The sequence below is a fragment of the Mucilaginibacter sp. genome, assembly GCF_964263795.1.
Lineage (GTDB): Bacteria > Bacteroidota > Bacteroidia > Sphingobacteriales > Sphingobacteriaceae > Mucilaginibacter.
On sequence record NZ_CAXVWK010000109.1, the window covers coordinates 12,915 to 26,872 of the forward strand.

Here is a 13,958-nt window from a genome sequence, read left to right on the forward strand (position 1 = left end):
TGGAAGGTAAACCAATGCTATTCTCTTCCTGTATGAAAAAAATGTCACTGCTGTTTTCGCTGCTTGCAATGGGGCTTTCGGCATCAGCGCAAAAGATCAATATTTACCACAAAGGCTGGGTGGACTTTAATAAAAACGGCCGTATGGATGTTTTTGAAGATCCTAAACAAACCATTGATAAAAGGGTAGAAGACCTGTTGAGCCAGATGAACGTTGATGAGAAAACCTGCCAAATGGCTACCTTATATGGTTACAAACGGGTGCTTAAAGATGAGATGCCTGTTGAACGATGGAAAACCGAGATTTGGAAGGATGGCATTGCCAACATAGATGAAGAGTTGAATAACCTTACATCGCATACGGATGATGCCCCAACGCAATATTCTTACCCATTTAGTAAACACGCGTCGGCCATTAATACCGTGCAAAAATGGTTTGTTGAAGAAACCCGCATGGGCATTCCGGTAGATTTTACCAACGAGGGCATCCACGGACTAAACCACGATCGTGCCACCCCGCTGCCCGCACCAATCGGTATAGGCAGTACGTGGAACAAGCAATTGGTAAGGCGGGCAGGCCAAACCGTTGGCCGGGAGGCTAAAGCCCTGGGGTATACTAACGTTTACGCGCCGATACTTGACCCGGCGCGCGATCAGCGGTGGGGACGCGTAGTGGAGTGCTACGGCGAAAACCCTTTTCTTATTGCCGAACTGGGCAAGCAGATGGTATTGGGCATCCAGGAAGAAGGGGTTGCATCAACACTTAAACATTACGCCGTTTACAGCGTGCCTAAAGGCGGCCGCGACGGCAGTGCCCGCACCGACCCGCATGTGGCACCGCGCGAAATGCACCAAATTTACCTTTATCCGTTTCGCCGGGTGATACAGGAAGCCCACCCTATGGGCGTTATGAGCAGTTACAACGATTGGGACGGCGTACCCATTACCGGAAGCTATTACTTTTTGACCGAATTGCTGCGCCAGCAGTTTGGTTTTAACGGCTATGTTGTAAGCGATAGCGAGGCAGTTGAATTCATATATTCTAAACATAAAGTTGCGGGCGATTACAAGGAGGCGGTTCGGCAGGCGGTAGAAGCCGGGCTAAATGTACGTACCAACTTCACTATGCCGCAAACATTCATTCTGCCTTTGCGCGAGCTGATCAAGGAGAACAAGATCAGCATGAAAATCATCGACTCAAGGGTGGGCGATGTGCTTCGCGTTAAATTTAGGTTGGGACTGTTTGATAACCCTTACGTAAAAGACCCTAAGGCCGCAGATAAGCTGGTGCATACCAAAGCTGATGCCGATATGAGCATGCAGGTTAACCGCGAGAGCATGGTGTTATTAAAAAACGAAAACAAACTGTTGCCGCTGGATAAGAACAAGTACAAAAACATCCTGGTAACCGGCCCGCTGGCTGCCGAGACCAATTATGCTGTAAGCCGTTACGGGCCATCGCACAACCCGGTGACCACCGTGCTTGACGGCGTTAAAAATTATATGGGTGCAGCCGCAAAAATAAGTTATGTACAAGGTTGCAAGATTGTTGATGCCACCTGGCCCGAAAGCGAGATCATCGATACACCGCTTACTCCGGCCGAGCAGGCGGGGATCGACTCGGCAGTGGCGCAGGCAAGGTTGAGTGATGTAGTGATTGCCGTAGTGGGAGAGGATGTTGACCGTGTAGGCGAAAGCCTTACCCGCACCGGCCTTAACCTTCCCGGCCGCCAGCTAAAGCTGATACAGGCGTTGCAAGCTACCGGCAAACCCGTGGTGATGGTGATGATAAACGGGCAACCACTTACCATCAACTGGGAAAATAAATATCTACCGGCGATTTTAGAAGCCTGGTTCCCGAGTGTACAAAGCGGTAAGGTAATTGCCGAAACCCTTTTTGGCGATAACAATCCCGGTGGTAAGCTGCCCATCACCTTTCCTAAAACTACCGGACAAATAGAATTCAACTTTCCGTTTAAACCAAACTCACAGGCCGGGCAAAAAGGGCAGAACAGCTGGGGCAAAACCAGCGTAAATGGCGCATTATATCCGTTTGGTTACGGGCTTAGCTATACTAAATTCGAATACAGCAACCTCGTGGTATCACCAGAAACAGGTAATTCGCAGGGCGATGTAACGGTTACCGTTGACGTGACCAACACCGGCCAGCGCAAAGGCGACGATGTAGTGCAATTATATCTTAAGGACGATATAAGCTCAGTAATCACTTATGAGTACGATCTACGTGGATTTGAGCGTGTAAGCCTGAACCCCGGGGAGAAGAAGACCGTAAGGTTTACTTTGCACCCGGATGATCTCGCTCTGCTCGATAAGAACATGAACTGGACCGTAGAACCCGGAACCTTCCAGGTGTGGATAGGCCAGTCGTCGGAAGAGATTAAGCTTAAGAAAACGTTTAGGGTGCAATAGGGTTGAAGTCGCATTCAGAGCAAGCTTATTGGTTAGCGATCTGCCACGTTCCCGCAATCTTTTATGCTTTCAACCGTTGGTAAACCATGGCTGAAATATTAAAACTCGATGACAGATGGGTAGGCGGAGAAGGGGTTAATACTAACGGCATATCGGTTATGGTGCGCTACCGGCCCGATATGCAGCATTTTATCAACAGCGGCCTGTATCATACCCGCATGGATATGGATTGGAGCTATGATGATGTTGGCGACTCGTATATGCCATCATCGGGCGAGATGACACTTATGGAAAGTTTTGAAGATGCGCTTGCCGACGCGTTCAGTGATAACCAAAGTGTACTTGCTTCTATTTTTACCGGCGATGGTACCCGCAAATGGTTATGGTACACTCAAAATAGTAATGAAGCCGCAGTACGCATAACCGCCTTGCTGGATAATTACAGCGAAGCAGCTATCAACTTTACCCGTACCGAAGACCCCGGGTGGAGCGCCTATTTCGATCTCATAGCCGACTACGATAACACAGCCGTGTAAACTTTTTCATCATCCTATACTTTTTGTCGTCTTAAAGCCGATCTGGTGACGGCTCTCATATCCCGGTGTTGTAGTTTGCTGCATTATTTTTATTTTAGCAAATTATTGGTGCCTGTAAATTTCGACCGGGCATAAAATATTCTTAATGGAAGTAAAAAGCAACAGTGTTAAAGGCGGCTGGTTAAAAAATATGATCGTAAAGCGGTTGTATTTTGATAAAGCAATGTCATGTGCCGAATTAAGTGAGCTTTTTGATAAAAGTATCCCCTCTATTGCTAAGGCAGTTAACGAACTTATAAAAGAAGGTTTTGTAGTTGAGCAGGGTTACGCCCCATCCAGTGGTGGCAGGCGGCCGCTTATGTACGCTATTAATGCCAACGCCATGTTTATACTCGCTGTAGCGATGGATCAGCTCTCTGCACGTATACAATTGGTTGATCTGCATAATAACCCTGTGGCAGACCTGGCGGCGGTTGAGCTTAAACTGCTGCATAACGAAAGTGCCCTGCCGCAGTTGATCCAGCACCTTAACGACTACATTAGCAACAGCGGCATCAGCAAAAGCAAGATTGCCGGTATAGGTATAGGCATGCCCGGTTTTATAAACGCGGTAGAAGGTATTAACTATACCTACCTGGACGCCGGCGGCGAAAGCCTGAGCGAGTATATTACCCGCGCAACCGGTATTAACACTTACATTGATAATGATAGCAGCCTGATAGCGCTTGCCGAACAAAAATTTGGTATTGCCCGCTCACAGCAGGAAGTTATGGTGATCAATTTGGGTTGGGGTATTGGTTTAGGGATGATAATAGATGGCAAGATCTTTCGCGGATATAACGGTTTTGCAGGTGAACTGAGCCATATCCCGCTATCAGAAGACGGTGCTTTATGTACCTGCGGTAAACGCGGCTGTTTAGAAGCCGAGGCGTCGATGCTGGTTGTAGCCCAAAAAGCCGAAGTCGGGATCAAAAACGGGCGCGTAACCAGCCTTAAGCTCCATAACGGTCAATCGAAAATGATGGGCGACTCCCTGATGGACGCTGCCAACCAGGGCGACCAGTTTGCCCTGGAACTGCTATCTGATGCAGGGTATAAAATAGGCAAAGCGCTGGCTATACTTATTCATATCATGAACCCGGCCAACATTGTGCTGAGCGGGCGTGGAGCCAAGGTGGGCAAGATACTCCTGGCGCCCATTCAACAGGCGCTTCACAGATATTGTATACCGCGTCTTGCATCAGGCACCGAACTGCTTATCTCTTCACTTGGTTTTGATGCGGAACTGATTGGTGCAGCGGTATTGGTGATGGAAAATTTTGATAAGGAAATGAAAGGATAGAATTAAAACAAACCCTCATATGCTAAAAGCACATGAGGGTGTTTCCATCTTACCTGTTTAAGAGTTATGCATGTGTGCCATTTGCAGGTGCATGATATTTAATGTTCTCATGTTCTTGCAAAAAGTTGGCAATGTAACCGGCAACTTCTTCCCAGCCCTTTTGCCCGCAGATCCAGTGGCCTCTGTTCTCAAACTCTTTATATAAAGTTATGCTCACCGGGTCGGTATAAGCTTCGCTGTTGCGTTTGTTCAAGGGTGCGGGGATTATCTCGTCCTTTTCACCGCCAATAAACAACATCGGCACGTGCGGCAGTTCTACGTCAATCTCGCCATCAGGGCCAAGGCAATCGCGCAACACGTTGCGGCTATCATGAGTTGCTGTTTCATTGTAGGCCACTTGGGTTTCTTCGTCGGTCATGGTGTTACAAAATGATCCTTTAAAGCTTTCCAGGTCTGTAAAAAACGGCTCGTTACCTTTTATAGGATTGGTGATCAGCGCGCTGTTTTTCATAAAGCCCCAGTCAAAGGCCAGCATTTTGTTAGGTGCTACAGAACTGATGGGTACACCTATATCAACCAAACCCTTTGCAACTAAAAGTTGGGTAATTAACCCACCAACTGAGTGACCTATAACAATAGGGGGTTGGCCTTGTGCACGCACAACGCGCTCCATTTCATCAACAACAGTTTTAAGTTCAAGGTCACCCAATCCTGCCGGCGGGTTTTGGCGAAGGTCTGCAGGTTCGCCTTCGTGCAGCGGCCATGCTGGGGCAACACAGTTATAGCCTTTGTCGGTAAAATAAGTTATCCATTTGTCCCAGCTTTTAGGGTTTTGGAACATTCCGTGTATAAATACGATAGTTTTCATGGTGTTAGTTTACACTATCACCTTAAAAAGCATACCAAAGGATTACAATTTAAACTAAAAAGAAATTTAAAATACTCTGTCTCGTTGTATGAATTAACTTAGCTGAATACTTTCGCCGGGTTTGTAGATGCTGTGAAATTTGATATCAAGCTTTTCAAAGTGCTTGTTGTAGTTTTCGTAACGCTGTTTAATGAAAAATTCCCTGGCGTACCCATCATGCACCGGCAGGATCTGTTTAGGTTTTATCTTGTCGGCAAAGGCGGCAATGGTAAGTTCGGTAGTGAATGGGGCCATGGTGACCATAATAAGTAATTCAACGCCTTGGTAGCTGGTTAGCTCTCCCTCCATTGAATCTACCGGGTGCAACACCTTGTCGTTAATCAAAAACCCTGTCATCTGTGGCATTGGGCTGTCCAGCAAAGGCTCGTGCTGTACAGGGAAGGCCTGCAGTTTAAACGGCCCTAATTGATAAATACCGTCTTCTACAAGAATGTAATTTAATCCCTCTTTCTGTAGGGCTGCGCCTACCTCGCTATTGGCGTATATGGCGGCATTGCTCAGCTCGACTATCTTTTTAAGATTTTCGTTATCCAGGTGGTCCGGATGGGTGTGGGTAATGATAATGCTGTTTACGTTTGCAAAGTCTTCATGAGTTACAATGCCCTCTGCAAACGTAAATTTACCCGGATCGAACAGCAGCTTATGACCGTCAAGTTCAAACAGTAAGCAAGAGTGTATATATTTGGAAATTTTCATACCGGCAGATTTAGGATAATAAACCTGCCGGTTAAAAAAAGGTTTGGGATTAAAGCAGCTCAGTTAACTCATTGAAAGCGTTAATAGTAGCCACCTGACCGCTCTCAACCACCCCGAATCCGTAAGATGCAAAAATGAACGGCACGCCTGCTTGTTTAGCCGCTTCATAATCACCCATGGTATCGCCAACGTAAACAGGTGCTTTTAACTGATGATCAGTAACGATGTCTTTTATATTATCGGCTTTCGGGTTGCCTTTGGTACCAAAGCACTGATGCGCCAGGAAGTGGCTATGCATATTGTTCAGATCTAAAAAAAGCTCGATGTAACCGCTTTGACAATTGCTTACGATGTACAGCTTATATTTTTCGCCCAGGTAATCAAGCGTTTCTGTAAGTTTTGGGTATAGTGTGCCTCCTTGCTTGTTCAGTATCTCGAGTTCGCTTACCGCACAAAGCTGTTTAACCTCGGCCCGCTGCGCATGATCTAAAAACGGGAATAATTTTTCAAAGATCTTATCATGAGTCATCCCTGTGATGGAGCGTACCCTTTCGCGGGTCATTACCTCGTTATGCATATAAGGTGCTTTGCTTAACGCGGTTTGCCAGGCTTGGGTTATCGTATCAGTACTGTCCCAAAGGGTACCGTCCAGGTCAAATATTATGCTGTCGTATTTATCTTTTAAACTATTCATTGCTGCTTGTTGTGCCGCAAAAGTATAAGTTTATTTAGAAAGGAATGCCAAACATTTGCCTGCGGTAGCTTTTAATATTCCGGAAAACTTCCGAACGCAAACAGCACGGTAAAAACGGGCACAGCCAGGAGTACAAATACACGTGCCTGCTCAACTTTGTCAGAATCGCCTATAACAAATACTTTGTACAGGTCGGCTTTTAGTTTAGTGATGATACGTTTCATGTTAAACAGATTTATTGTGTGTTTCTGTTCATTCTGACGGTAAGGACACGTAAAGGTTTAGCAGGAAACCAAAAAACAGGGTACCGTCAATTACCTTTACAGGATCATGCCCGGCGGAGTTGCTGCTCATCCCTGTCAGTATCGTACAGCTGCGTATTATGAATATTCCAGTCGTCAATATCTATCAGTCCGGCTTTGGTGTGATAATGGCTATCGTCTGTGGGGCATTTAACCGTATAATCGCTGTTTATAGTTATGGCAATAACAGGCTTGCTGCCGCAATACTTGCAGCGCTCGCAGTAAACATTCGCCGGAACGTTCAGATAGCCCCTCATAAAGCATCTATACGTTGATATACCCGGCGAGGTTATGTTGTATAAAAATTAAATGCCTTTACGTAACGTTATTTGGCGTCGTTAACCTCCAGCAGGTAGCCATCCGGATCGCGTAAGTATATTTGATCTACACCATCTATGCGGTGCTCAATCTTGCCGGTTTCGCCCTTCCAATTGCTGTATTCAATTTTCAAACTATTAAGGCGCTCAATAAATTTAGGTACAGATGGTACGCTGAAGCATAAATGCACGCCGCGGGGATAATCAGCTTTAGGGCAATCAGCTTGTATAACGTGCATAGCCAGATTCGGGCCAATGCTGTACCAGGTGTGTACGGTGTCTTTAAAAGGGTTTGGAATGATCTTTAGCTGCATTACAGTTGTATAGAATTTGTTGCTCACCTTTAAATTTTGTGAGCATAGGGCGGCGTGGTTAAACGTAGCCTGTGCCTTTACAAATACAGGTAAAGAAAACAGCGCTACTAAAATGGCGATTTTAGTAATTATTAATTTGGCCTGCGCCTGATAAGTATGTTTCATGAAATGTGGTTTATATTGATGAGCTAATATACAGCTTGCTTAAACTTTGAAGCGCTTTTTTTGGACAATTTTATTGTAACAATAGCGATAAACCGCTTTAGATAGATATATTTAGCCTTTTTTTAGAATAAATGAGCCGACCTTACGTAAAAACTTACCGCATTTGCGCTGGCATTATCGGGCTTTTGGCCGTGCTGGGTGTAGTGTTACAGTTTAATTCGGCCATACCTATGTTCATTAAAAATGGCCGGAGCACCGCAGGCGCAATGGTGGATTTTTTTAGTTATTTCACTATCCAAACCAATATATTAGTTGCCATTGCACTTGGAGTAATGGCATTAACCCGTATCAACAACTCCAATTTTTTTAAGCGGCCCGGCGTTGTAACAGCCCTTGCAGCATATATCAGCATTGTATGTTTGGTTTACAATTTGGTGTTAAGGCCGCTCACCCACTATACAGGCATAGCCAAGCTTGGCGATGAACTGGTACACTCTATAGTACCGGTGCTTTTTATTATTTATTGGCTTACTGCGGTGCTTAAAGAGACCATCACCTGGAAGGATACATTAACGTGGCTATGGTATCCGTTTTTTTATTTGGTATACATTATCATACGCGGCGCTTTAACAGGTTTGTATCCCTACTTTTTTGTGGATGTTACCCGTTTCGGCTATCCCAAGGTGCTGTTCAATTCTGCCATTCTGCTAATCATCTTCTTGATATTTAGCCTGTTGTACGTAGCAATAGCGCGGGGCATTCAACGTACTCACAAAGCGCTTTAAATATTCAAAACTACCTTTCTCAATTTTACATTTTGTAACAAGTTAGTGATAAGCTATCCTGCGGATTAAACTTTGCCTTGCTGCCGTAGTTTAACATTTAAACAACACAGAAAGCAACTTTTAAAAAATATCACTATGAAAAATGACCTTAAAAAACTGATAGCATTATTGTTATTTGGCGCGGTAGCCCTTGGCGGATGCGCTATTGAAAACCGGGGCCATCGTGGCCGTTACGACAACCATGGCCGGTATGACCGTAATCATGGCCGCTATGACAACCGCGATCATCATTACAATAATTACTAATTAAACAAGCAACCAAAATATTCACAACTAAATTTTAAACATCATGAAATATCTAAAAGTATTAGCCGTAGCCATAATTGCCACGTTTGCCTTTGAAGGCGCCCAGGCACAAGTAGTAGTAAATGCGCGTATTGGCGCACCCGCACATCGCGTTTACCGCCAGCGTACTGTTGTAGTGAACAGACCGGCTTATCGCCCTGCATACCGCCGTACGGTTGTAGTGAACAGGCCGGTGTACCGACGTACAGTTGTGAGGCCGGTTTATCGCCGCACTTATGTAAGGCCGGCTTACCACCGCGCATACGCAAGGCGCGTAGTTGTTCGTCACTATTAATATTTAGTTCATAAAAAAAGCCCTCCGGATAACACGGAGGGCTTTTTTTATTTGGTCACTAACACCCAGTCTACAATGGTTTTGGCTTTACCCGCCTTTATCTTATCAACAGATTGCTGCGAAAGCCCGTAGTAAGGCTGCGTAACTTTGTTTATAGAGTTAGGGTACCCGCCGCCTATCGCAAAATTAATGATCAGGAATTTTGGGTTATCAAATGCCCATCGGCCATACTTTTCTATCATTGCTTTGGTTACCGTGTAGGTAACCTTATCGTCTACTTTAAATGTTAATGTAGTTGGCGTCCAGTCTACACTATAAATATGCCATTTGGTAACATCAGTACCTTGTGCAAACGTATCGCGCTTTGCAAAAGGGGTATTGCCAAAATAATTAGGTCCATGCAGGGCATTGCTCACCCATGAGCCATCGCCAACAGTTTCCATTACATCTATCTCTCCGCAATCCGGCCATTTCCCTTTGCCCAACGCCCAAAATGCCGGCCATAACCCGGCACCATCTTCCATTTTCATACGTATGGATGCGCTGCCGTAGGTGAACATGAGCTTATCGCGTGTATTTATCCTGCCTGATACAAAATCATATTTTTTACCTTCCTTACTCATGTGGCCCGGTTTATAAAGTGCTGATAAAATGAGTGCACCGTTTTTGGCACCCTCTGCTTTGCCATTTGTAAGGTAAATCGTAGCTGCCGAATCGATATAAGCCTGCTGCTCGTCATTAACCGTGTTGCCGGTTATTTCCACGTTCCATTTGGTGCGGTCAAGCGTTTTTTGATTAAAGTCTTCAAAAAATACAATCTCTTTTTTAGCCTTCTGAGCAATAGCCAATCCGGATAAGAGCATTAATGATACTATAGATAACAGGTGTTTTTTCATGAATTATAAATTGGTTGCTAAAAGTACATTTTCTTAGTAATAAAGCAACAGTTGACTGGCAAGCTAAACAATCAGGCTGGCGACGTTGTGCCGTTGTAGGTCAATCTTTTTACACCTTAATTACCATTCCTTTTTTATCTTGCGGAAAATACATTGATATGCACGGTAGTGGTTTGTTTAAATTTTTCTTCGTTTTCGCGGCCATTACGCTTTTAATGGATTGGTATGTTTTTAACGGCTTACGCACCCTAACGCACGATTGGCAGTCTAAACCCGGCCGCGCAATAGTTATCTGGGGATTCTTAATTATATCCGTTGCGGTTACCGTAATCTTTTTACTGGGTATCAGCAGCTTTAGGTCTTCAAGGGGGATGACACCTTTCCACGAGTGGATGCTGAGCTTATTCCTTACTTTTTTTGTTACTAAACTGGTATTTGTTATCGTGCTTTCGCTGGGCGATTTTGGCCGTTTTGTTTACGGAATAGCGGATAATGCCGGCGGTAACCGTAATGCAAACGAGCCTTACTTTCCGCAGCGACGGAAATTTATCAGCGAGATAGCGGTGTTAATAGCAGCTATTCCATTCGCATCGTTCTTTTACGCGATGATACGTGGTAAGTACGATTACAAAGTACATCGCCAAACCATCTATTTTGATGAATTGCCTGAAGCCTTTGATGGTTTTACTATAACCCAGCTATCTGACATACACTCCGGAAGTTTTGACAACGCAGATGCCATGCAGCGGGGTATAGACCTGGCTAAAGCACAAAAAAGCGATCTGTTTGTATTTACCGGTGACCTGGTGAACAATGCCGCCTGGGAGATTGAACAATATATTGACAGGTTCAGCCAGATCAAGGCACCGTTCGGCCAGTTTTCTATCTTGGGTAACCACGATTATGGCGACTACATTGAATGGGAAAGCCCCAAAGCAAAAGCGGATAATTTGGCTAAATTAAAACGCCACCATGCCGAGCTGGGTTACCGCCTGCTTTTGGATGAGAATGTTGAACTGGAGAAAAACGGACAAAAGATCTCGCTCATCGGCATTCAAAACTGGGGCAAAGGGTTTATTCAAATTGGCGATTTGCCTAAGGCGCTTCAGGGTGTTGATAATAAAGCGTTCAAGGTGCTGCTCTCGCACGATCCTACGCACTGGGAAAAGCAGGTGCGATTTAACCCTACAGATATCCATTTAACACTATCCGGCCATACACACGGCGCACAGTTTGGTATCGAAGCGGCAGGCATCCGCTGGAGCCCGGTAAAATACCGCTACCTGGATTGGGCCGGTTTAGTGAATGAAAAGAACCGGTATTTGTACGTAAACCGTGGTTTCGGCTTCCTGGCGTTTTCCGGCCGTTTGGGCATCTGGCCCGAAATTACAGTGCTTACGCTAAAAAAGAAAAGAGCATAGGGTAAGTAGAGTTTGTGATATCGAATGGATATCCGGGGTAGAAATCTGCGTTAACTGGCAATCAGCATAAGCCAAGTAGTATCAACGAGAATAATCGCTCAATACTTTGTAAAGGGATAAGATTTACCTGAACTTACAAGGCCAACTGCACGATCTCCCGGCAACAACATCTCCGTCAAATTAACCCACTGAACACCCAATTAACGAATTCTTAAAAACAACTGTTTAAACAATTAACTTTTTACTTTTTTTTGGCGTTAAAGTTTTATTAGATTAGGTTTGAGTATTATGTTTTTGAGTGATATCCCTGAACAAAGAGCTAATGACGATCTGATATTAGAAACCATTTCGGTTACACGCAATTTCTTTGGCGATAAATCTTCAGGGGTAAATAACATCACTGTTTTCATACCAAAAGGGAAGATTACCGCTATTGTTGGTGAGAGCGGCAGTGGTAAAACCACATTGCTCAAACTGTTATCGGGCATGATTAAACCAGACTCGGGCGATGTGTTCTTTCATGGTCAGCCCTTACCCGAGCGCGGCGCAGCTTTTACCGCAGCCCACACCGTTATTACCATGGTAAGCCAGGACAGTCATGAAATGGATGCCAGCGCCAACGTTTGGAAAAACGTGAGCAATGGGCTGCCGACAGAAGATAGAAACTACCAGATTCAAAAAACTACACAGGCGCTTAATTTATTAGGGATTTACGACTTGCGCGACCAGCCCTTCGGCAAGTTAAGCGGGGGCGAAAAGCAAAGGGTTACTATTGCCAAAGCGTTGATCAACCGCCCCGAAGTGCTGATGCTGGATGAGCCTTTTAACCAGGTAGATGCCAATTACCGCGAAGGTTTACAGCATGATATCAGGCAGATCGTAAAAGAATGGGGAGTTACGGTGATACTGGTATCACATGATCCTGCCGAACTGCTATCTATGGCCGATGAGCTGATCGTGATAAAAGAAGGCGAAATTGTTGAGCATGGCAGCCCGGAGGAATTGTATCACTCGCCAAAATTATTGTATACCTCAAAAATACTGGCGGCAAGTACCGAGCTTAGTGCCGCTCAGGCTGCGGTATGCGGCATCACCTCGAAACGTGGCAGCGTTGTGATCTATGCCGAACACATCCGGATAGCGCCGCTGAGCCTTGCCAAAAAATGGGTGATTAAGCAGGTGCTGTTTAAAGGCTTTTACGAAGAGCTGATCATCGAATGTCAGGAAGTAACTTTACGGGCTTTTAACTACGCCCGTGGCAAATACCAGGTTGGCGATAAGATTGCCATTGTCATCAAAAAATTCTACGAATTTGGTAAGTGGCTGTAACAAATTGGTTTTGCAATTTCAACGCAACGCACACTTAGCGTTCACATTAAATCTTGATCACCCGGTTGCTTTTTACCGGCTGTTTTTCGTCGGCCGGCTTGGGGATATTTTTAACAATATGTACCAGCGCGCTGCCTAAAACGGCAATCGCCTTAATTCCAAAACCAACAAAAGGTTTCATTACCTCTACAATATTATTTGCGTTGTGATGGGTAGCATCTGCTTTACCCTTGCCAATTTTTTTTGGTTCCATAAACATATAAGCGGGGCAAAATGGAATTGTTTGCTTTAATGGGGTGCTTTACAACGTTGCGTGCAAACAATTTGGGCGGATAATCATTCCAATAGCATTAAACCAATAAATCATTATCATGAACAGAACTATCGGGATTGTACTAATCGTTATCGGCGCAGCAATGCTTATCTGGACAGGGTTTACCTATACCAAGAAAGAAAAGATTGTTGATGCCGGCCCCATCCAAATATCTGCCGACAGGCAAAAAACGGTTAACTGGCCGCCGTACCTGGGTGGCATTTTATTAGTTGGTGGTATTGTAATTGTGGCAACGGCTAAAAAATCGTAGTGCCGCCTTATATTTGCGCTTATGGAACCTGTCTTTTTTGAAACACCATCTGCTTTTCGCGATTGGCTGCAGCAAAATGCTGCCACAGCCACGGAATTGTTAGTTGGTTTTTATAAAACAGGTAGCGGAAGGCCAAGCATCACCTGGCCGCAATCTGTAGATGAGGCGCTGTGTTTCGGCTGGATAGATGGCGTGCGCAGATCTATCGACGCGGAAAGTTATTCTATCCGTTTTACGCCGCGCAGGCCTAAAAGCATCTGGAGTGCTGTAAACATCAAAAAGATTGCAGAACTGACAGAAAAAGGATTGATGCAGCCTGCGGGGATAGCAGCCTACGCCTTACGTGACGAGAGCCGCTCGAAGATCTATAGTTTTGAAAACGAAGCACGCACCTTATCACCACTTTACGAGAAGCAGTTTAAAGCAAATAAAAGGGCATGGACATTTTTTCAGTCGCAGGCACCGTGGTATATCAAGTTATCAATTGATAGGGTGATGACAGCCAAACAGGAAAAAACGCAATTGAGCCGGCTGGAAAAACTGATCACTGCGAGCGAAGAGGGAAAACGGATAGGGTAGT

Annotated in this window: 18 protein-coding genes; 10 read left to right on the forward strand and 8 right to left on the reverse strand. The window is 45.0% G+C overall.

Going from position 1 to position 13,958, the window contains the following annotated elements:
- The first annotated feature begins 32 nt into the window (after window positions 1-32).
- From ACE5CV_RS17275 to ACE5CV_RS17285, 3 genes are all read left to right on the forward strand, one after another.
- Window positions 33-2,429 (forward strand): glycoside hydrolase family 3 N-terminal domain-containing protein, encoded by a 2,397-nt coding sequence (locus ACE5CV_RS17275; RefSeq protein ID WP_374951444.1) that lies wholly within the window; start codon window positions 33-35, stop codon window positions 2,427-2,429.
- An 86-nt stretch (window positions 2,430-2,515) separates the two neighbouring features.
- Window positions 2,516-2,965: a DUF695 domain-containing protein gene (locus ACE5CV_RS17280; RefSeq protein ID WP_374951445.1), complete on the forward strand. Its 450-nt coding sequence runs from the start codon at window positions 2,516-2,518 to the stop codon at window positions 2,963-2,965.
- Window positions 2,966-3,110: 145 nt separating this feature from the next.
- On the forward strand, window positions 3,111-4,307 hold the full coding sequence (locus ACE5CV_RS17285) for an ROK family protein (protein WP_374951446.1): 1,197 nt from the start codon (window positions 3,111-3,113) through the stop codon (window positions 4,305-4,307).
- A gap of 64 nt (window positions 4,308-4,371) precedes the next feature.
- On the opposite strand, the gene ACE5CV_RS17290 is transcribed toward ACE5CV_RS17285, so the two are convergent.
- The 6 genes from ACE5CV_RS17290 to ACE5CV_RS17315 form a co-directional block, all read right to left on the reverse strand.
- A complete protein-coding gene (locus ACE5CV_RS17290; protein WP_374951447.1) occupies window positions 4,372-5,175 on the reverse strand; it encodes an alpha/beta hydrolase in 804 nt (267 codons plus the stop codon).
- 93 nt (window positions 5,176-5,268) lie between these two features.
- Complete coding sequence (locus tag ACE5CV_RS17295; RefSeq protein WP_374951448.1) at window positions 5,269-5,931, reverse strand: MBL fold metallo-hydrolase; 663 nt, start codon at window positions 5,929-5,931, stop codon at window positions 5,269-5,271.
- A gap of 49 nt (window positions 5,932-5,980) precedes the next feature.
- Window positions 5,981-6,625 (reverse strand): HAD family hydrolase, encoded by a 645-nt coding sequence (locus ACE5CV_RS17300; protein ID WP_374951449.1) that lies wholly within the window; start codon window positions 6,623-6,625, stop codon window positions 5,981-5,983.
- 71 nt (window positions 6,626-6,696) lie between these two features.
- Window positions 6,697-6,849 (reverse strand): hypothetical protein, encoded by a 153-nt coding sequence (locus ACE5CV_RS17305; RefSeq protein ID WP_374951450.1) that lies wholly within the window; start codon window positions 6,847-6,849, stop codon window positions 6,697-6,699.
- Between the two features lie 104 nt (window positions 6,850-6,953).
- Window positions 6,954-7,184, reverse strand: a complete 231-nt coding sequence (locus ACE5CV_RS17310) for a hypothetical protein (RefSeq protein ID WP_374951451.1) — start codon at window positions 7,182-7,184, stop codon at window positions 6,954-6,956.
- Window positions 7,185-7,252: 68 nt separating this feature from the next.
- Entirely contained in the window at window positions 7,253-7,723 is a 471-nt protein-coding gene (locus tag ACE5CV_RS17315; RefSeq protein ID WP_374951452.1) for a VOC family protein, read from the reverse strand.
- 131 nt (window positions 7,724-7,854) lie between these two features.
- On the opposite strand from ACE5CV_RS17315, the gene ACE5CV_RS17320 reads away from it, so the two are divergent.
- The 3 genes from ACE5CV_RS17320 (at window position 7,855) to ACE5CV_RS17330 (ending at window position 9,148) form a co-directional block, all read left to right on the forward strand.
- On the forward strand, window positions 7,855-8,508 hold the full coding sequence (locus ACE5CV_RS17320) for a Pr6Pr family membrane protein (protein ID WP_374951453.1): 654 nt from the start codon (window positions 7,855-7,857) through the stop codon (window positions 8,506-8,508).
- A 135-nt stretch (window positions 8,509-8,643) separates the two neighbouring features.
- Complete coding sequence (locus ACE5CV_RS17325; RefSeq protein ID WP_374951454.1) at window positions 8,644-8,814, forward strand: hypothetical protein; 171 nt, start codon at window positions 8,644-8,646, stop codon at window positions 8,812-8,814.
- Between the two features lie 43 nt (window positions 8,815-8,857).
- Window positions 8,858-9,148, forward strand: a complete 291-nt coding sequence (locus ACE5CV_RS17330; protein WP_374951455.1) for a hypothetical protein — start codon at window positions 8,858-8,860, stop codon at window positions 9,146-9,148.
- A gap of 47 nt (window positions 9,149-9,195) precedes the next feature.
- Here the strand turns inward: ACE5CV_RS17330 and ACE5CV_RS17335 are convergent, their stop codons facing one another.
- A complete protein-coding gene (locus ACE5CV_RS17335) occupies window positions 9,196-10,044 on the reverse strand; it encodes a family 16 glycosylhydrolase (RefSeq protein WP_374951456.1) in 849 nt (282 codons plus the stop codon).
- A gap of 158 nt (window positions 10,045-10,202) precedes the next feature.
- Here ACE5CV_RS17335 and ACE5CV_RS17340 point away from each other — a divergent pair, with 158 nt between their 5' ends.
- Together ACE5CV_RS17340 and ACE5CV_RS17345 are read left to right on the forward strand one after the other, a co-directional pair.
- Entirely contained in the window at window positions 10,203-11,465 is a 1,263-nt protein-coding gene (locus tag ACE5CV_RS17340; RefSeq protein WP_374951457.1) for a metallophosphoesterase, read from the forward strand.
- Window positions 11,466-11,753: 288 nt separating this feature from the next.
- Window positions 11,754-12,794 (forward strand): ABC transporter ATP-binding protein, encoded by a 1,041-nt coding sequence (locus ACE5CV_RS17345; protein WP_374951458.1) that lies wholly within the window; start codon window positions 11,754-11,756, stop codon window positions 12,792-12,794.
- Between the two features lie 46 nt (window positions 12,795-12,840).
- Here the strand turns inward: ACE5CV_RS17345 and ACE5CV_RS17350 are convergent, their stop codons facing one another.
- Window positions 12,841-13,047 (reverse strand): hypothetical protein, encoded by a 207-nt coding sequence (locus ACE5CV_RS17350; protein ID WP_374951459.1) that lies wholly within the window; start codon window positions 13,045-13,047, stop codon window positions 12,841-12,843.
- A gap of 118 nt (window positions 13,048-13,165) precedes the next feature.
- On the opposite strand from ACE5CV_RS17350, the gene ACE5CV_RS17355 reads away from it, so the two are divergent.
- A complete protein-coding gene (locus ACE5CV_RS17355) occupies window positions 13,166-13,378 on the forward strand; it encodes a hypothetical protein (protein WP_374951460.1) in 213 nt (70 codons plus the stop codon).
- Window positions 13,379-13,399: 21 nt separating this feature from the next.
- Window positions 13,400-13,957, forward strand: a complete 558-nt coding sequence (locus ACE5CV_RS17360) for a YdeI family protein (protein WP_374951461.1) — start codon at window positions 13,400-13,402, stop codon at window positions 13,955-13,957.
- Window position 13,958 lies beyond the last annotated feature (1 nt).

Excerpts from the sequence above, each read along its gene's own strand:
- ACE5CV_RS17275 (WP_374951444.1), top strand. The coding sequence starts at position 33 with ATGAAAAAAATGTCACTGCTGTTTTCGCTGCTTGCAATGGGGCTTTCG.
- ACE5CV_RS17280 (WP_374951445.1), top strand. The coding sequence starts at position 2,516 with ATGGCTGAAATATTAAAACTCGATGACAGATGGGTAGGCGGAGAAGGG.
- ACE5CV_RS17285 (WP_374951446.1), top strand. The coding sequence starts at position 3,111 with ATGGAAGTAAAAAGCAACAGTGTTAAAGGCGGCTGGTTAAAAAATATG.
- ACE5CV_RS17290 (WP_374951447.1), bottom strand. The coding sequence starts at position 5,175 with ATGAAAACTATCGTATTTATACACGGAATGTTCCAAAACCCTAAAAGC.
- ACE5CV_RS17295 (WP_374951448.1), bottom strand. The coding sequence starts at position 5,931 with ATGAAAATTTCCAAATATATACACTCTTGCTTACTGTTTGAACTTGAC.
- ACE5CV_RS17300 (WP_374951449.1), bottom strand. The coding sequence starts at position 6,625 with ATGAATAGTTTAAAAGATAAATACGACAGCATAATATTTGACCTGGAC.
- ACE5CV_RS17305 (WP_374951450.1), bottom strand. The coding sequence starts at position 6,849 with ATGAAACGTATCATCACTAAACTAAAAGCCGACCTGTACAAAGTATTT.
- ACE5CV_RS17310 (WP_374951451.1), bottom strand. The coding sequence starts at position 7,184 with ATGAGGGGCTATCTGAACGTTCCGGCGAATGTTTACTGCGAGCGCTGC.
- ACE5CV_RS17315 (WP_374951452.1), bottom strand. The coding sequence starts at position 7,723 with ATGAAACATACTTATCAGGCGCAGGCCAAATTAATAATTACTAAAATC.
- ACE5CV_RS17320 (WP_374951453.1), top strand. The coding sequence starts at position 7,855 with ATGAGCCGACCTTACGTAAAAACTTACCGCATTTGCGCTGGCATTATC.
- ACE5CV_RS17325 (WP_374951454.1), top strand. The coding sequence starts at position 8,644 with ATGAAAAATGACCTTAAAAAACTGATAGCATTATTGTTATTTGGCGCG.
- ACE5CV_RS17330 (WP_374951455.1), top strand. The coding sequence starts at position 8,858 with ATGAAATATCTAAAAGTATTAGCCGTAGCCATAATTGCCACGTTTGCC.
- ACE5CV_RS17335 (WP_374951456.1), bottom strand. The coding sequence starts at position 10,044 with ATGAAAAAACACCTGTTATCTATAGTATCATTAATGCTCTTATCCGGA.
- ACE5CV_RS17340 (WP_374951457.1), top strand. The coding sequence starts at position 10,203 with ATGCACGGTAGTGGTTTGTTTAAATTTTTCTTCGTTTTCGCGGCCATT.
- ACE5CV_RS17345 (WP_374951458.1), top strand. The coding sequence starts at position 11,754 with ATGTTTTTGAGTGATATCCCTGAACAAAGAGCTAATGACGATCTGATA.
- ACE5CV_RS17350 (WP_374951459.1), bottom strand. The coding sequence starts at position 13,047 with ATGGAACCAAAAAAAATTGGCAAGGGTAAAGCAGATGCTACCCATCAC.
- ACE5CV_RS17355 (WP_374951460.1), top strand. The coding sequence starts at position 13,166 with ATGAACAGAACTATCGGGATTGTACTAATCGTTATCGGCGCAGCAATG.
- ACE5CV_RS17360 (WP_374951461.1), top strand. The coding sequence starts at position 13,400 with ATGGAACCTGTCTTTTTTGAAACACCATCTGCTTTTCGCGATTGGCTG.